Origin of the sequence: Desulfosporosinus acidiphilus SJ4, from assembly GCF_000255115.2 — a bacterium.
GTDB lineage: Bacteria > Bacillota > Desulfitobacteriia > Desulfitobacteriales > Desulfitobacteriaceae > Desulfosporosinus > Desulfosporosinus acidiphilus.
The window spans coordinates 1,894,712-1,911,101 of record NC_018068.1 but is presented as its reverse complement, the minus strand read 5'-3'; the positions used below and the strand labels follow the sequence as shown (position 1 = coordinate 1,911,101).

Below are 16,390 nucleotides of genomic sequence, written 5' to 3'. Positions count from 1 at the left end.
CTGAGCCTGTTTTTCGCTGAATTTATCATATAACCTTCGTCCAAATTGAATAACGTCTATTGAAATAAATAAACCAAGCATAGATAAATACAAGCATAGTTAACTATAGGTAACTACATATTTCTGAAATGCAAATAACGGATACGGTAATAGAGCAAGAATATAAGCAAAAGTGTACCAACGAAACTAATAAACTTGTCCAATTTTTCGTTCAAACCCAATTTAGTACACTACCCTATCGCCGCTTTAAATATAGCTGAAAAGCCCGGTGTAATAAAGGCTGCAGAGGATAGTCCCAAGCACCAATCATTTCACAGGCCTCGCCTCCAAAGCCCAATTTAAATCGCAACAACCCAAAAAGGTGGTCAGATTCATCCAGGGTGGGGCTGATGCCTCTAAAATCATAGGTGTGGGAATTAAGCTGATAGGCATTTTGAATCATACGCCACTGGATTGCATGATTAGGGGCCTTTTCCCGTTTTACATTGCTGCTTGCCCCGTAAAGATACCATGAGTGAAAGTTGGAATGCACGGCTAAGGTAGCAGCCAATAATTCCTCTTCGTCTTCCGCCAGATAAAGAGTAATCCGATCTGCTGCTTCGGCCTTTAATGACTGGTACATATTAGAAAAGTAGGAGAAACTGCGCACCCTGAATTGATCCCGTTCTGATGTTACCTTCAGCAACTCATAAAAAGCCGGCAAATCCTGTTCTGTCCCGATTCGGACCTTGACACCTAAACGATCAGCCTTTTTAACGTTGCGCCTCCAGTTGGTATGAAAACAGGCGAAGACCTCATCCAAGCTGCGTCCCTTTAAGGGCAGGCGGTAAACATATTCGGGTTGAGACGCGGCGAAACCCGTATCCCCTCTCTGCTTCTGCCAACCGAGTTGCCGTAATTGTTGTTGGACCTGTTTGGCAGTTGGGTGGTCCTCGTCAGGTGGCAAATCACGCAAAATTTTACCAGAGCTGCCCTGTTCGCGAGCTTGCTCTAAAAATTTTTTAATTGTGGGAGTATACCATTTTGCCTGTACCACAGGAGGGTCGATTTTAACACTGAAAACATGCTTGCTTTTCAAATAGGCAAAAAAAGGTTCAAACCATTCCTTGAGGTTAGGGCTCTGCCAATCAATAATCGGGCCGCGGGGACAATAAGCCAGGTACCGGTTAAGGTATGGCATTTTCCGGTATAAAACCAAACCACATCCTGCCAATTTGTTGTCCGAGGTGAACCACCCCAATAAATCGCTGGTCCACTCGGTTTTGACCTTAGCCCAAGAAGGATACTGCATAAAATTGCCTAAATCGGCTTGAGAAATAAACGAATAATAGGTTTCTACACTTATTTTGTCAACTTTCAACATCAAAAAATTACACTCCATTATAAAAACACAAAGCCAAGGGTTATACATCTTTATCTATGACTGTATCAAAAGGCTAAAATAAAGTATTATGCAATTTACCCGTCGTAAAAAGGCTTTATATTTTTTTAGTTATAAATTCGGCTATAAAAAAGGGCTAAAATAACCGTATTAACTATTTTACCACAATTATGATGTTTAGACTCCTAAAGTCTGTATTTTTCATTTAGAAGCTTCGACTGGTTTCATACAAAAAGGCAAAAATTCTCGCATACCCCGATGTGTCCGGCTCAACTAAGCGATGAGAAAAATCAAAATAAGCCCATCCGTTCGGTAACTTCATTCTACCGAAGAGGGATAGGCCTTTTTTAAATAATTTCTTATTAATTTCTTAAGTTTTCCTTATGAACGATTTCTTTTTTAAGTTCTTATCACAATTTCCTGAATATAATCTCCAAACGTGTAAGTATGCTAAGTCAATATATTTAACTTCAAAACTTTCATGAGATTTAAATGGAGATATTGAAATCTTGGACCCAAGAAATCACGAAGGATTAGTTTAGGTTGTTTCCGCCAAGTGCTGCAACGATCAGATTTTTCCCAAGCCCACTCTCTCTTCTTAATCCACCGTTGCACTACACCTCTTTATTTATTAGCTTCAAACGTCTCGTGAAAATCTTGTTCAACGTCAAAGATACTTGTATACCGTTGATCAACACCCATTAGCCTTTTTAAAAGTAACAGTTCCTTTGGCTGCAACAGCAATTCGTTATACCAAGGGCGCTTCTTGAAGCCTTTGAGTTCAAAAGAAGAGTAATACAGGTGCAGAAGAAAGTCTCCCAAAAATGCGAAATCCATATCTGCCCTGTATTTCTCGTTATTAATCCAACGAGCAAGCCCAAAATCAACAAGGTTAACCTTTTGACCATCATACAATGTATTTGGCACCCTTATGTCTCTATGGACTATACTCTTTGAATGCAAGTACTTTAAAATTTCGACAAGTTGGCGTCCTACTTTATAGATCTCCGCTCTTTCAAACACGTGTTTGTCAAGATAAATTATATCTTCGAACGTTTTACCTGCCTTAAATTCAAGTACGTAGCCATAGAAGTCCTTACATTCAATCTTTTTAATAAACCGAGGAACGCTCTCATGATGTAAGCTCCTAAGAATTTCCTCCTCAAACCGAGCCTTTACTCCGGCTTTCTTGAGCATTCCCCTTTTTAGTTGCTTGAGAATATACGATTTCTGATCCTGAGAAACCTGATAGCAGATACCAAACCGGCCCTCTCCTATCGTTTTCTCGATGGTATAATCAGCTATTTGCTCATACGGATTAAATAATTTGTCCCGTCTAAATAGGTTTAAGACCATGAACTCTTACGATGATGATGACTCGAAGAATACCTGTCGTAGCGATTTGAACCAGACAGTGAATGCCTTCTCGAACCTGTCAAGGCCTCAAATATTTTACCTAGTATTCCTCCCGAGCCATGCGGCCTTTTATAATGCCCGCCTCCATGATTCGGATCCGGGTAATGTCCTCTATTTTTTGATCTTGAAACAGAGGAAAAGGAATGCATGATGAATAGACTCTTTAGAAAAGCGTCCTAGTCGCATAATGAACATATTTATGAGAATAGCTGCTAAAACGCCCCTATTCAATAGTATTAGTGTCATTCTAAATAGCTTGCTAATAAATGACTTTAATTTCTCATGTAAATTTCTCAAATTTATAATTGGTTTGTTATTATTTATAATAAAATTAAACGTTGTTTCATAAATATGTTGCTCTGAGTTCTCAACTAAGCTATGAGGCATATACACAGACATCAACGAAAATAGTAAGAGAAATATTAAACAAAAAAATTTATTTTTATGTATAATGCTAAAACACAGCATATTCACAGATGCTACCCCCATTTAACGAAAATACCTGTGGGATTCTAATTATATTAGAATTATAGTCCCACAGGTATTTTATCCTGCTGCCAGTTCTTCCGCCGGCCCAGCCCCACACACTTTATCGAAGTGTATCGCCTGCTCTATTAGTAAAGCTATAAATCTTTATATTGATCCAATTTTTTTACATTATATGTTAGACATATTAATTTGTCAACAAAGCTTAACTACTATGCCGCTGGGCTAGGACTTCCATTCTGAGGGGATATATGGCATTTTGTTTTTGACCGCATGGAAAATGTTACATGAAGAAATAAAATATTTTTGAGAACACTAATTTAAATTAATTTGTGCTAAAAATCGAATTGTAATAAGTTTAAAAAGGAGGTTTTTCTTATGAACATTCCAAAAACTAAAGATCGAATGTTGTTAGGCATCCTTGCGGGAGGGTTAGCTTTTATCGTTCAATCAATCTTTGATTACACATCTTATAAACTGAATATTTCTAAACGTCCTTATTGGACAACTGCTGCAGGCGTTTGGGTGAGTAGTCGAAGGCAGGCTAAACAATGGAGTGGTCAAATGTTAGGAGCTTGGATGACTTTTGGTTTAAATGCGGTGAATGGTATATTTATGGTATGGAGCTTTACAAAGGCTGGTTTAAATAAATGGCCCTTAAAGGGTATTGTTTTAGGTTCGATTGCAGGCAGTATCACTAATGCGCTCTTAAGTGGCTTTGCAAAAAATAAAGTTTCGCCCAAAGACAGTAATAGCACCTTATCCTATTCTTTAACAAATGCGGTTACGGGATTTATTGCTTCTTGGGCTATAGTGATATTTGGGGATAAATCACTATTCAACGAAAGAAGAGTCATTGCAAATAACGCAAAAGCAGAGTCGTTGACAGTTATGCCTTATAATGATAGCAGTGCAGAAAGTTCCTGCCCTACTTATTTACAATAAAATCAGGAATAGATTAAAGGCCTTCGATTAATGGGAGGTCTTTTTAAAATTACCAACCTAATTATGGTATTTTGTAATAAAACCTAGTAATTATCACAGGGACCTTACAAGTTTAGAAGGCAATCCCTATCTGTTTTGTTCCATGTTATGCTAGGAAACAAAACGGAGTCATCCTTAATTATGTCGAAATCTAAACGGCTTGTGTTAATGACAAGAAGGCCCCGGCCCCCGTTCGGAGGAATCATCAAATTGTTCGTTCATGCCTGAAAAAGGCGAAAAGCACTCATCTCCTGAGTTGGAATCCTTGCGAAGGTGTTACGTTACCGAAACTTGATGATAAAGAAGCAAAGGCATTAACTGTTAATGAAATGAACAAATTCATAGACATCTTAGGCTCTCCAAAAATTGGCCCCAAATGGAGAGCTGCTTTTTTATTAGCTATCGGTACGGGACGGACTATGGGAAAATGTTAATTTAAAGAACTACACCATCTCGATAAAAGAGGCTGTTTCGAGAACAAATGCGGAAGGATTAATTTTTAAATCCTCAAAGACAAAAAAATCCAAGCGTATTTTACCAATACCCAGGAAGTTGCTATTGCCTTACGTTTATGGAGAATCTTGCAGCAAAGATAAAAATCAGTCCCAGGAGTAGATTATCAGGATCAAGGACTGGTTTTCACCACTTCTTGTAAGATAAATATAGGGTTCAGGTCTTCAAAACCTACCCGAACGTTCTTTGACAACCTATTCCTCATTGTTCAGATGAATTAGTTGACACTCTATGATATCTATCACTAAATATCGTGCTATAATCACTTTTGTCAGAGAGATAGATGTGCGTCCCACTTTGGATCCCTCTTTTGAGGTCTTATCCGTGATATAGCGTGTCACTCCACAAGAATGATTCGATGTTTAGCTGGTTGGGTCACTACTTTAGTATTACCTGTTTCAACTGCAAGATTGTTTGACATTCTTTCTAGTGGATGCTCTGATCCATCTGTTTGAAGGGTTGTGTTAGTTTGTCTCAGTTTCTTAACGATTTCGTAGTTGGTATCGATGTTTCCTCCGAGTTCTCTATTGTTGCTATGTTAGCACCCACCGGAGAACTCATCCGTAAACCATTTTGCGCTTACAAACCCCTTCAAAATTGCCATGTGTAGTCCAACTTGCCTTTTTCTATAGTTTCGATATTTTTCTTCTAAATCCACTTTACTTTCACTCCATATAATTTGATATTACGGTTCTCCACTTACATCAGGAAACGAGCGAGCCGTATCAGCTCAGCTCATTGCCTCTGTATACCCATTTATATTCTAGATAACTCATCCCTAAATGCCGGTCTATTTGCATATTTGTTATAAAGTTTCTGAATGATTTCCGCTGCCCGTTCTTTCCCACCAGCTTTTTTAAGATTACGAATAATAGCACATACCCTCTGATAATCTTTCCTATTACCTGCTCTTGCAGCGCTCTGCTCAATATTTTGCAGAAAAAGCAGGTAAACCTCTTCCTTGAATTCAGGAACAAGATGCCTGTAATAAATCTCGACCGATAAGGGACTTCCTTGAACGAACTCAAGTAATTTTTGTTTTTCCCCTTCTTCTATTAGAATACGGGGGTAGACATCCAGATAAGTCTTCTTCTGGTTTTCCAATAAAAAAATGATCTTGGGGTAAACAGAGGGCCACTCATTTGTGGTATACGTGTTTTTCAATTCCTCGTAATAATCAAAGCTTCCATCCAGAATAAAATCAGTTGCCATACCACGCTGTTCATTAATCTTCCTGGAAAGTTTAAAGGCTTCGTACCTGTATTTCTTCCACTGGTTTACCAATCCATGCAGGCTTTTATCCTTGTCCTCCCCATCAAGGGTAAGCTTTATGACATAGTCATAATCCTTTTTGTTCATAGCGCTTTTAATTGCCATTTCCCTGAAGTCGGAGTATTGCAGGTTATTTTCAATAAATTCCTGTGCTTTTTTCTGCCCATCATGTTTCTCAACCTGATGATAGCGGATGAGATTAACCCGCTCGGCTAAATAATTGACACCCCATGAATCTCCCTTTGCATTTTCCAGCATTATGCTTAAATAATTTTCCAATTTGCCTCGTAAATCCGAAGTGTCGGCAAGCTCTGAACAGCATTCTATAAGGTCTATTCTCCAATCCGTCCAGCCAATGTATCGTTGATGTAATGCTTCTTCGATCAGCTTATTAAACATATTTTCTTTGTGAATTAGTTTTAGTTCTTTATCCCCACTCATTTCATTAATAATAGCTAAGCTTTCCTCAATCACTTCACCGATTACACCGTCAGAGTCATCTGCGTCTTGAAGCAAATCCATCATTTCCTGGATGACGCAAAGACTAAGTTGTAAAGCATGCACAGGTTTATTCTGCTCTAAAGCAAAATGGGCCTTTTCCAGCACCAGATCCGCACCCCTGACAGCTTCACCGGTGTCTCCGTACGCTACAAATCCATGTCTATCTGAATTGTTATTGATATAGGTACGAATCAGAGCCATAGCCTTGGAAAGTTCAGCCTCATCATCTCCATCATCAAAATTAAGTTCAATTCGCCGCTTTATTTCTTCATATTCAGCGGCGATATCCAGCAAAAATTCAATCAGTTCATCTTTGGTTCTATCAGATAATATTTTTTCGATATTAGGCGCTTTTCGCTTCTTCGGAACCGGGGATTTAAGTACAGATTCTGAGGCCATACTATTTTGGGATATCTGGTTAGTTCCTTTGGATAGATTGTTTTTAATATCCCGTACAGCAAGGAATGCTGCTACCTGATGCTTGCAATAATCGCCCATATCATAGGGACAATCGCACCCGGTATTGATTATGTTTGCCTGATCATCAAGTTCGACCCCCACCGTGTAGAGCTCAGTGCCTTCAACCTCTGCCTCAAAGACATTCTCCTCAGTTTCTTCAACTGACGTTACATAGTTATTCTCGTAGTAGTCATAGCCCCTTGCCAGTATCTTTTTCTCGATGTAGTTTTCAAAGTTGTTAAGATTCAATGTTACCACCCTCGTACTCTCTTCACAGGTCTGAATTTTGTCTTTTCAAGTAGGATTCGGTCGTGAAATCACAGAATTTGTGCTGCCGCTATTGCCCAAACCCTTCATTAAAAAATAGTTCCCTCTTTCAGCAGATAATCAATGACCTTCTGAATCTCAGCCTGCACCTTTTTGTATTCAATTTCCTTCCAGACTTTCAGAATTGGTATATACCTGGCATTGCCGGTCTGTTTGATTTTATCAAGAAACAGTATAATCATTCCTCTGTTCCTATCCTTCAACTCCTGAACAAAGCTGTAGTCTTTTCCTTCCAGAAGTCGTTCAAACTTTTGTAATAACTCCCCCGCATAGGTTTCCCTCTCAATTTCCCAGCCTATTTTTGAGAAAACAAGCATTGGCAGCCTGTCCGTGTATTCAATTTCAAGGTAGCCTTTCTTTATAATCCAATCAATCCGATGCGTTATTTCCTGTAAGGTCAGTTCCCGATGGTATCCATACACCGGACATTGATCCAGTCTATGCTCCAGCACTTTTTTGTCTTTGGAACCCTTCAGAATCTTGGCTAGCATACTCCTTCCCCCAGTTGCAATAAGTTCATCGGCCGCACGAAGTATCGCCTTTATCTCTTCAATTGTTAAGCTTTTTATATCCCCGCTATCCAGCTCATATCTTACCCTTTGTTTTTTTCTGCTCATTGTTAAACCTGCTCCACTATTCCATACTTTTTATGTTCATCGATTTTAAGATAGTCAAAATGGTAAGTCATCAATACCTGTCTGTAGCTCCATGTCTTTTTTGCATTCTTCCTCTTCAGAATAAGCCGGAGCAAAAATTTCCTGAAAGCCCCAATAAAGCTCTTCTACCTTCTCTTCACACTGATCATGAAGTCTGTTTTCAAGCCAGCTTTTTTTTGCCGGGCTAAGCTTTCCGAAGGGCATGTTAAAAAGTCTATTCATGGTCATATCTGCAGCTTGCTCAGTTGGAGACTTTTTACTGCATCTTTTACATATGTGTTTTGCATGTCCCTTACCCGAAAAGCTCTCATTCGATTTATATTCTGAACAAATCTTGCAGTAATGGCCGCTTTTGCGTTTTTTCTTTGACATTTTTCTCTCCAATATTTCTAGTTTCTAACAACCAAATTTAATCATTCCATTATTTCAGGATATTTCCTTGCCCTGACGGATTATTATAAAAGCACCTTCTTTCATTTGTAGCACGTGCTAGCCTTCCATAAAATCCGTGACATCTTCATCTTTATTGTAACAAAAAAGAGAGAACGCATCTCTCCATAAATTCTCGCAGTATTTTCTACCTTATTAAGGCTTTGGAGCGAAGCGAAGCAAAGCAAATCCAATAATCTCTCCTCAGACCCCTTAGGTTCAAAGGCGTATCCCACGCCGACGGGAGCAGTAGCACAATTACAGCATATTTTGGTAATTCACAGCACCGTAGAGTATACGCATTATAACAACTTGTCTTTCAAGCTCATTTACAAGGTAAAAAACAATATAATTATCAACCACTAACTTTCGATATCCTTTATTTCTTAGCGGTTCATCCAATACAAAACTTCCGGAATACGGAAAATATCTTAGTTTCATTATATTTCGTTCTATTTTTTCAAGTAGATTGTGTGCAGCAGCATCAGCAAATAGATTCTCGGAAATATAGCTATATATTTGTTCAAGATCTTCGCTTGCTTTAGGCGTGAACTTTAAACTATAACTCTTTGTAGACATATCTTTCTTTCAATTTTGCAAAGACTTCTTCCCCATCTAACAGTGGAACACCTTGGGCAAGTTGGTTCTCAGCCTCAGCAAGCTTCCTATAAACTTCAACCAGCGCAAGTTTACGTTCATAAGTTTCCATACTCATAATGACTAAATCCCCATATCCGTTTTTCGTGATAAAAATCGGCTCGTTCTGCTTGTGGCATAATTCAGAGATTTCGTTTGTATTTCGCAAATCTGTTATTGGTCTAATATGTGGCATATCCTCTCACCTCGTCATGAGTGTTGACATTATTATAGCATAATTATGTACATATATTATATGATTCTGCATAACATTCAGGACTGTAATTTCTCCAGACTCCTTATTAATTCATTAGCAATGTTAGGACTATACAGTCGCATGATACTTTCTTCGGCACTACCAAAACTCAAAAGGTTGATACTTCCATACCACACGATCCTTTGGTCAATCACTGCATATTTCTGATGAATATTTGATTTAAAAATAAGACTTACCCCAGCATCCTTCAATAGATCCAGGGCATCCTGCAATGCACTCGCGTTCTTGTCGTTGAAATCTCCAATCGTCCGGGTTATCACGATTACTCTCACTTTATTTTCTAAGGCAATCCTCAGGTGCTGCATCATCTGCAATGTCCGTCTCTTGGTAACAAATGGGCTAACTATGAGAATTTCTCTTTTAGCATTGAGAATATCGTTTGTGTATACCGGTAGAAAATTGCTCTTATCAAAGATAACATCAATTGACTCTGGTGTGCTTTCGCCGCCTTTAGCTCTATAACCAATGGCAGCATACCCGTTAAGCCGTTTATGATACATCCGCTCAAGCATCCGTACATGGGTATCCACGTAATCATAAATTTGTACTTCATTTTTGTTGGCAAAGTGTCTGTGCAGCCTTCCGGCATATTGCTGCAAAGTACCTTTCCAGGATATTGGCATCACTAAAAACAAGGTATCTAGGCGTGGTTCATCAAAGCCCTCCCCAATATATTTACCTGTGGCAATTAAGGTTATCTGCTTGTCAGCGGGTGTTTCTGCTATCCTTTGCATTATCTCCCTAGTCTCTTTTATCCCCATTCCACCCGTTAAGGAGATCACTTCGGGAATTTTCTCTTTTAGTTTTTGGGCAAGAAATTCGACGTGCGCTGTACGCTCGGTTAAAACGAGACAATTTCTGCCCTGTTCGTAGCTTTTAACCACATCATCTATAATCTGTTGATTCCTAAATTCGTTAACAACAATTTCGGAATACAATTCTTGGATGGATACATTCTTTTCATTCTTATCTAAAGGAACTCTGAGGGATGTAAACCTGGGTATAACATAATGCTCGAAGGGTCTTTTAGCGGCCTGTTTTTTAGCATCATCTTTGTAGCAAATGGAACCACATTGCATAAATATGATCGGATGATGACCATCTTTTCGTTGAGGCGTTGCCGTTAATCCATAGACGTATTTGCTATTTGAACTTTTGAGAACCCTCTCAAAGCTAACAGCGGCTATATGGTGACACTCATCCACAATTATCATGCCGTAATTTTTCACGCAATCCTTAACTTCATCCATTTTGTATAAGGACTGCATGACGGCTATATCTATAATCCCACTTAAGTTATTCTTTCCTGCTCCCAATTGTCCAATATTACTGTTTGTCTTTTTCCTTCCTCTCTTGTTAACTTCGTCCAAATCAGGATGGTCTTCATTTATAGTCAGAAATTCTGTTAATCTTCTTTTCCATTGGGTTACTAAATTCACTTTATCAACAATAATCAGCGTATTAACTTTTCTTTCAGCAATCAGATTTATTGCAACCACTGTTTTGCCAAAAGCGGTTGTTCCGGATAGTACACCTATATCATGCTCAAGCAATTTTTGAAGAGCCAGTGGTTGTTCATCCCTCAAGCAGCCGTTAAATTCTACATCAATACTTCTGCCGTGATTTGTTTTATCGCTAAATTCAGGTTTAATCTTTAGTTCTGTAAATAAAGTCTTTAAGTTGGTTTCACATCCTCTTGGCAGGCAGAGATATTCTTCTATTTCGTCAGAGCATGAGATTACGCGGGGTATTTTTCTAACAGATAGTCGCATGGCTTGAGCTTTGTAAAACTCCGGATTGTGGAAAGCCGCCAACCGTTTTAGTTGATTCAAGGCTCTTTGGGAAACGCCCGATTTCGGGATATATAACATATTGGCTTTGACAATTTCTATAGACTGAGGAAAATCATGCGCTGATAATTTAACATTCTTAGTTTCCCAAGGCTTTGTAGGCTCTTCTTGATCATCGCTTTTCAAAATTCCGAGTTCGTTTCCAGGGCAAAGTCTTGAAATGAGCGTTTCAACGTCCTGTTCAGAGAGCTTTCTTATAGCAGATAAAAATTCCCACTGGTCCTTGAAAGGCTCAAAGCCGGAATCGATAAAAACACTGTTATGATTATTCCTTGCCGTTTTTTGCAAGGGCAAGGCTATTAAATTTCCTAAACCGCCCTTTGGCATAGTATCCTGATTAGGAAAAAACCTGTCATAGGATTTAAAATTAATCTCATGGCGTTTACTCATAGCGTAGGTAAGCAGCGCGCTTCCCAGCTTTCTTGCCAACGAAGCAGCTAAAGGGCTATCAAAGAAAATCCAGGCATGAGCACCTTTACCTGACCGTGAGCGTTCAACCGCTATAGGAATGTCAAATTCCAAACCTACTTCTCTGAGCTGTGAAATATCCTTCTGCCACTCTCCCTCATCAAAGTCAATGACTAAAAAATAGCATGTTTCAGCCAGGCACAGAGGATATATTCCCACAACTAAATTGTTACGACCTCGCAAATGATCGTCAATTGCCTTTTCATCCAAAGGGGCATAATCCTTATGGGAGCAGGCGGAGCATTTTTCCTTTGGCTTTTTGCAAAGCCCAGGCTTCCATTCATTTAAGCAGTACGGTGAATATCCATTTGTACCCTTCTTATTGTTTTCCCACCGTTTAGCATAAACATCATCCCGGCCTTTGAATAGGGACATAAATAGCTCAATTTTATCCTTTGGTTCTGACATATTATTGAGGTTGAATTGCAAAGTTCCGTTTTCAGATAATTGGTTAGAAACTTCTATAACAGCATCAGGACTCGGAAATAAGCTATCCTCATAAAAAGCTTCAGAGGTTCCATCAGTAATAGCCCGATGTTCTGAAACACCGAGCTTAGAATTTAAATAGCTTATTTCTTCTTTTAGGCTGTTGTTTTCGAGTAACAAAGCTTGATATTTTTTAAGCAGTTCTTCAAAAGTCATAATGTCATCCTATTATTTCTTTAACCTACCAGTTAACCAGTACAGTTCAGGAGCTATTCTTTTTAAATTCTTTCCTATAATATACCATATTTGAGGTTTGTATTCTCTGATAGAATGCAACAAAGCCCTGGTAATCAGGGCTCTTTCATGACTTTTCAATGTTATGTAAGGCTATATGATGGAAATAGTATGCCCCTCAACTAAAACGGTTACTCTCTTTATCACTATGGTCTACCTCCAAGGACATTCTTTTCCCAGAGTTCTCCCAAGGAGTATACTTCTAGCCAATCATTTAACTCTAGAGAAGTAGACCTTTTAAAAATGGACTGATCATTCTTGTAATCTACCACGATTAAATCCTCTGGCTCTAATTGATCAACTAATAAAAGGGATTGAGTTGAAGCAATTATTTGAGTATTTTTAGACACACTTTTAAAAAGTGAACCTAAAATATTAATTGCATAAGGGTGCAAACCTAGTTCGGGTTCATCAATTAGAATACAAGTAGGAAGATCTGGCTGTAATAACAATGTGGCAATACAAATAGTTCTAATTGTGCCATCAGAGAGCTGACTAATATCAAAATAATTATCAGATTCTTTATGTTTCCATTCAAGTCGAATCTTGTCTGGATTCAATTTTACAGGTTCTAAAATAAAGTCTTCAATAAATGGGGCTATCAATTGTACAGTCTTTAGAATATAGGAATAATGTTCAAAATGATTTTTTTTAGTAGGTAGAGAAAAGCAGCTAAATTAGACCCGTCAGGTCGAAGAACCCGATTATCATTGATTTCACAATTCCCTTTAATCCTAGATGATTCACTAGTATCATGAAAATGATATACACGCCACCTGTGTTTTAATGAAGCTGAGGCTATTGCGGATAGTTCTGCGACCGAACCTCAATATGAGGAGGTCGTTCCAAAACCTTATAAGCGTAAGAAGAAAAAAGGCAAACGGGAAGCAGATTTGGCTGATTTTCCTGTGGTACGCGTAGAACATAAACTTTCTGCCGAAGAATGTGTTTGTCACTGTGGAAAGGCCTTGAAAGTGATCACCGAAGAAAAAACAAGTTATCTGCGTTTTGTGCCGGCTCACTTTGAACGAGAAGAACATGTGGTTTCCGTTTATGGGTGTGAAGACAGCAGCTGTGGGAATATCCTTCGTGCTAAAAAAGATCCTTCCTTGCTCCGTGGTAGCATAGCTACTCCCTCCATCGTGGCGGCTATTATGAATGGAAAGTATGTTAACTCGGTCCCCTTGGCTCATCACGAAAGTGAGTTTCAACGTTATGGCGTCAATCTGTCTAGGCAGACGATGGCCAACTGGATGATCCGTTGCAGCGAGGAATACCTATCCTTGTTATACGATGAGATGAAACATCATCTACTTTCCTACTGTACCCTTCATGCGGACGAAACCCGAGTTCAAGTTTTACATGAAGAGAACCGCAAGGCAACTTCTGAGAGTTGGATGTGGATCTACCGTTCTGGAGAGCTGTGCGATGGACCTCCGGTCATCTTATTCAAGTATGAAACAACACGGGGTGGCTATCATCCCAAGGAATTTCTCTCAGGGTATGCGGAAATCTGACGACCGATGGTTATCAGGCCTATCGCGGTCTTCCTGAGGACATCGTGATTTCTGGGTGCATGGCTCATGCCAGACGTAAATATGACGAATGCTTGAAGAGTATCCCACAAGAGCAGCGAAAAGGGACGACGGCGGATGAAGCTCTTAAGCGCATTGCATTACTCTATAAGATTGAAGCTATATTGAAGGACAAATCGCCTGAAAAACGGTATGAAAAACCCTTGAAACAAAGCAAGCCGATTCTTGATGCTTATTTCGATTGGTTAAAATCCATGGTTGAAACGATAGACTCCGGCTCACTGATCGGTAAGGCTATTAACTATTCCTTGAACCAACAAGACTATCTCGAACGTTATCTTGTGGATGGCAGTATTTCTATCGATAATTCCGCAGCGGAAAGATCCATACGCATTTTTGCCACGGGCCGCAAAAATTGGGAGTTCTGCAATACACCCAATGGAGGCTCTTTTGTGTTTTGTCTTTTAGCACATCAAACTAGTATCTCAAGAATACTAGTTTACTACTAGATACGGTGGGTTTGACGCTTACTTTGCTACGTTTCCTCGATGTCGAATGTTGTTTAACTGAAAGTACTCTTTGAGATAAGCATTAACACGTTCTACGGCTGTTCTCTGTTTATAGAGTTCAAGTAGCGCCCACTTCCTCTGGCTGGAACGGTGTATTTTCTGGGGTCTGAGGAAACCTTAACCTTGAATACCTTTTGACACTGGTTGTTTTCTATCAGAGGACACTCTTTGCACTCCTTGGGTTGAGTATATTTCAACGTGTCGTATCGGGAATCATAGCTATCATATCGGTAGGAATGACCTTCTTGACACTTAGGGCAAAAGTATTTGTCCTTGTCTTCGGGTAGTTGTTCATTGCGTGGATTGTAATCAATCAGGGCCCTTGACCCCATGGCTTTTGCTTGTTGGTAAATTGGGCTGTAATCATAACCAGCATCCAAAAGCGAATAGGAAGGCTTCATCTGGGGGTGAAGTTCATGAAGAGCCTTGAGCAGAGGAATCGCCATTTTGCCATCATTGACATTTCCCGAGGAAAGTAAGGACTTTAAAATGTATTGGCTTTTACAGTCCACGAGAAGATGACCTTTGAACCCGAACCAAAAGACGTTTTTGCCCTCGGAGTTTTTCTTAATTCCCCAGTGAGGATCTTACGGGATTTGCTGTTCGATCGTCTTGAAATCAAGAGGAAGTTGAGCTTCAATTTTCTTCTCAAAGAGGGGTCGATTCTCTTCCAGTTTCTGTTGTTCTTTGAGCCATTTCTCCCGTTCCGATTTGGGTTTTCGTCCGCGTTTTTTGGAGGTTTGCTTGACCGGAACCTCTTCGTCTTTCTTTTTCTCAGGTTTACGGTCTCTCGCTTCAATATGAGTAGCATCGATGGCTATAACATCCCCATCGATGAAGCCTTCTTGAAACGCCTGAGAGACTAGTTCATTTTGAATTTTTTCCAAAGCAGAAGAACCCTTGATTTTTTGAATCATTCGAGTATAAGAGGACTCGCTAGGAACTGCATCAGCCATCGTAAAGCCGCAGTCGAAACGGAATTCCAAGCTGTTTTTTAATCGTTTTCGTAAATCTTTGATCGTAGGAATTCGTTCGATCACTCGAATGAATAAAGAATAGATCATGGCTGAATAGTTAAGCGTGGTTGAAGCTCCCAAAAATGCCCTTTTTGAAACCACTCTCAACAAAGGAGTAATATTCAGCGGTTCCAATAGAAGCGGATACGATTCTTTCGGTGACATTTCTAAGATTTCTTCCAAGGAAAATAGACGTTCTTGGCGAATACTAAACATTGGGAGTTCTCCTTTCAACCTCTCGGTGTTTGTTTGGTCACTTACACTTTCGAGATTTTGGGGAGGTACTCCTTTTTTTACAGGTAAAAAGCCCGCTTATATCAAGGGGTATGAATTATGAAACTAACTCAAATGATAAAAATATAAAGAACGACCAATTAATGTTCCCGTTCCCGATGCGACCCGATAGCTACACTAGTTATTTAGGGAAGCTCGTGAGAGACAAAAAAATACCGAAGACTCGTTTGCACTTTCTTCGGCATTATCACGCGACATGGCTGTATGAAAATGATGTGCTAGATCATTTAGCAGCCGAGCGCCTTGGACACGATATTAAAGTTTTAAAGGGAATTTATCAGCATCTTGGAGTTAAAAAGAAAGATGAGATCAATAGAAAAATAATCGAACTCCAACAAGAAGAAAGCAGATAGAAATAAGAGCAGGATACGAAAATAGACCATTTATTATGGTCTATTTTTTGGTCGGCATTTGGTCGACATTTGGGGTTCGACCCGCCTACCTTAAAAGGCTGAAAGCCTTGATAATACTGGTCGGAGCGACACGATTTGAACGTGCGACCTCTACCACCCCAAGGTAGCGCTCTACCAAGCTGAGCCACGCCCCGATGCTTTATTCCTTCAAACGAAGGCTTATACAGAGTAACATATTAACGAGAAAA

13 protein-coding genes, 1 tRNA gene, 1 pseudogene and 1 riboswitch are annotated in these 16,390 nt (G+C 39.4%); of the genes and pseudogenes, 4 read left to right on the top strand and 11 right to left on the bottom strand.

Annotation, left to right across the window (positions count from 1 at the left end; translation table 11 throughout):
* Nucleotides 1–235 precede the first annotated feature (235 nt).
* On the bottom strand, nt 236–1,363 hold the full coding sequence (locus DESACI_RS08805) for a lipid II:glycine glycyltransferase FemX (RefSeq protein ID WP_014826836.1): 1,128 nt from the start codon (nt 1,361–1,363) through the stop codon (nt 236–238).
* Nucleotides 1,364–2,005: 642 nt separating this feature from the next.
* Nucleotides 2,006–2,737, bottom strand: coding sequence for a protein kinase family protein (locus DESACI_RS08800; RefSeq protein ID WP_014826835.1), 732 nt, complete (start codon nt 2,735–2,737; stop codon nt 2,006–2,008).
* 588 nt (nt 2,738–3,325) lie between these two features.
* A riboswitch (NiCo riboswitch) is annotated at nt 3,326–3,421 on the bottom strand.
* 240 nt (nt 3,422–3,661) lie between these two features.
* Between DESACI_RS08800 and DESACI_RS08790 the strand changes: the two genes are divergently transcribed.
* A complete protein-coding gene (locus tag DESACI_RS08790) occupies nt 3,662–4,228 on the top strand; it encodes a hypothetical protein (RefSeq protein WP_014826833.1) in 567 nt (188 codons plus the stop codon).
* Nucleotides 4,229–5,536: 1,308 nt separating this feature from the next.
* Here the strand turns inward: DESACI_RS08790 and DESACI_RS08785 are convergent.
* The 7 genes from DESACI_RS08785 to DESACI_RS08755 form a co-directional block, all read right to left on the bottom strand.
* Nucleotides 5,537–7,270 carry an SWIM zinc finger family protein gene (locus DESACI_RS08785; RefSeq protein ID WP_427846743.1) on the bottom strand — a complete coding sequence of 578 codons (1,734 nt, stop codon included), beginning with the start codon at nt 7,268–7,270 and terminating at the stop codon, nt 5,537–5,539.
* A 98-nt stretch (nt 7,271–7,368) separates the two neighbouring features.
* Nucleotides 7,369–7,956, bottom strand: a complete 588-nt coding sequence (locus tag DESACI_RS08780; RefSeq protein ID WP_014826831.1) for an RQC domain-containing protein — start codon at nt 7,954–7,956, stop codon at nt 7,369–7,371.
* 54 nt (nt 7,957–8,010) lie between these two features.
* Complete coding sequence (locus tag DESACI_RS08775; protein WP_014826830.1) at nt 8,011–8,367, bottom strand: hypothetical protein; 357 nt, start codon at nt 8,365–8,367, stop codon at nt 8,011–8,013.
* Nucleotides 8,368–8,682: 315 nt separating this feature from the next.
* Nucleotides 8,683–9,003, bottom strand: coding sequence for a type II toxin-antitoxin system RelE/ParE family toxin (locus tag DESACI_RS08770; protein WP_014826829.1), 321 nt, complete (start codon nt 9,001–9,003; stop codon nt 8,683–8,685).
* Nucleotides 8,984–9,256: a type II toxin-antitoxin system Phd/YefM family antitoxin gene (locus tag DESACI_RS08765; protein WP_014826828.1), complete on the bottom strand. Its 273-nt coding sequence runs from the start codon at nt 9,254–9,256 to the stop codon at nt 8,984–8,986. The genes DESACI_RS08770 and DESACI_RS08765 overlap by 20 nt, the downstream gene beginning before the upstream one ends.
* A 77-nt stretch (nt 9,257–9,333) precedes the next feature.
* Nucleotides 9,334–12,297: a TOTE conflict system archaeo-eukaryotic primase domain-containing protein gene (locus DESACI_RS08760; RefSeq protein WP_014826827.1), complete on the bottom strand. Its 2,964-nt coding sequence runs from the start codon at nt 12,295–12,297 to the stop codon at nt 9,334–9,336.
* A 224-nt stretch (nt 12,298–12,521) separates the two neighbouring features.
* Nucleotides 12,522–12,980, bottom strand: a complete 459-nt coding sequence (locus DESACI_RS08755; protein ID WP_049804051.1) for an AAA family ATPase — start codon at nt 12,978–12,980, stop codon at nt 12,522–12,524.
* A gap of 288 nt (nt 12,981–13,268) precedes the next feature.
* On the opposite strand from DESACI_RS08755, the gene DESACI_RS25875 reads away from it, so the two are divergent.
* Entirely contained in the window at nt 13,269–13,892 is a 624-nt protein-coding gene (locus DESACI_RS25875; RefSeq protein ID WP_049804050.1) for an IS66 family transposase, read from the top strand.
* A gap of 44 nt (nt 13,893–13,936) precedes the next feature.
* The gene (locus tag DESACI_RS25870; protein WP_049804049.1) at nt 13,937–14,419 is read left to right on the top strand and encodes an IS66 family transposase; all 483 of its coding nucleotides are present in this window, start codon (nt 13,937–13,939) and stop codon (nt 14,417–14,419) included.
* A gap of 21 nt (nt 14,420–14,440) precedes the next feature.
* On the opposite strand, the pseudogene DESACI_RS08745 reads toward DESACI_RS25870, so the two are convergent.
* Nucleotides 14,441–15,711 (bottom strand): annotated as a pseudogene (locus DESACI_RS08745) (transposase); the annotation flags it as partial.
* A 110-nt stretch (nt 15,712–15,821) separates the two neighbouring features.
* On the opposite strand from DESACI_RS08745, the gene DESACI_RS08740 reads away from it, so the two are divergent.
* The gene (locus DESACI_RS08740; protein WP_242833145.1) at nt 15,822–16,142 is read left to right on the top strand and encodes a site-specific integrase; all 321 of its coding nucleotides are present in this window, start codon (nt 15,822–15,824) and stop codon (nt 16,140–16,142) included.
* Nucleotides 16,143–16,259: 117 nt separating this feature from the next.
* Here the strand turns inward: DESACI_RS08740 and DESACI_RS08735 are convergent.
* A tRNA-Pro gene (locus DESACI_RS08735) sits at nt 16,260–16,336 on the bottom strand.
* Nucleotides 16,337–16,390: the final 54 nt, after the last annotated feature.

Bases quoted from the DNA above. Each gene is read 5' to 3' on its own strand.
- DESACI_RS08805 (WP_014826836.1), bottom strand. From the start codon at position 1,363: ATGTTGAAAGTTGACAAAATAAGTGTAGAAACCTATTATTCGTTTATT.
- DESACI_RS08800 (WP_014826835.1), bottom strand. From the start codon at position 2,737: ATGGTCTTAAACCTATTTAGACGGGACAAATTATTTAATCCGTATGAG.
- DESACI_RS08790 (WP_014826833.1), top strand. From the start codon at position 3,662: ATGAACATTCCAAAAACTAAAGATCGAATGTTGTTAGGCATCCTTGCG.
- DESACI_RS08780 (WP_014826831.1), bottom strand. From the start codon at position 7,956: ATGAGCAGAAAAAAACAAAGGGTAAGATATGAGCTGGATAGCGGGGAT.
- DESACI_RS08775 (WP_014826830.1), bottom strand. From the start codon at position 8,367: ATGTCAAAGAAAAAACGCAAAAGCGGCCATTACTGCAAGATTTGTTCA.
- DESACI_RS08770 (WP_014826829.1), bottom strand. From the start codon at position 9,003: ATGTCTACAAAGAGTTATAGTTTAAAGTTCACGCCTAAAGCAAGCGAA.
- DESACI_RS08765 (WP_014826828.1), bottom strand. From the start codon at position 9,256: ATGCCACATATTAGACCAATAACAGATTTGCGAAATACAAACGAAATC.
- DESACI_RS08760 (WP_014826827.1), bottom strand. From the start codon at position 12,297: ATGACTTTTGAAGAACTGCTTAAAAAATATCAAGCTTTGTTACTCGAA.
- DESACI_RS08740 (WP_242833145.1), top strand. From the start codon at position 15,822: ATGAATTATGAAACTAACTCAAATGATAAAAATATAAAGAACGACCAA.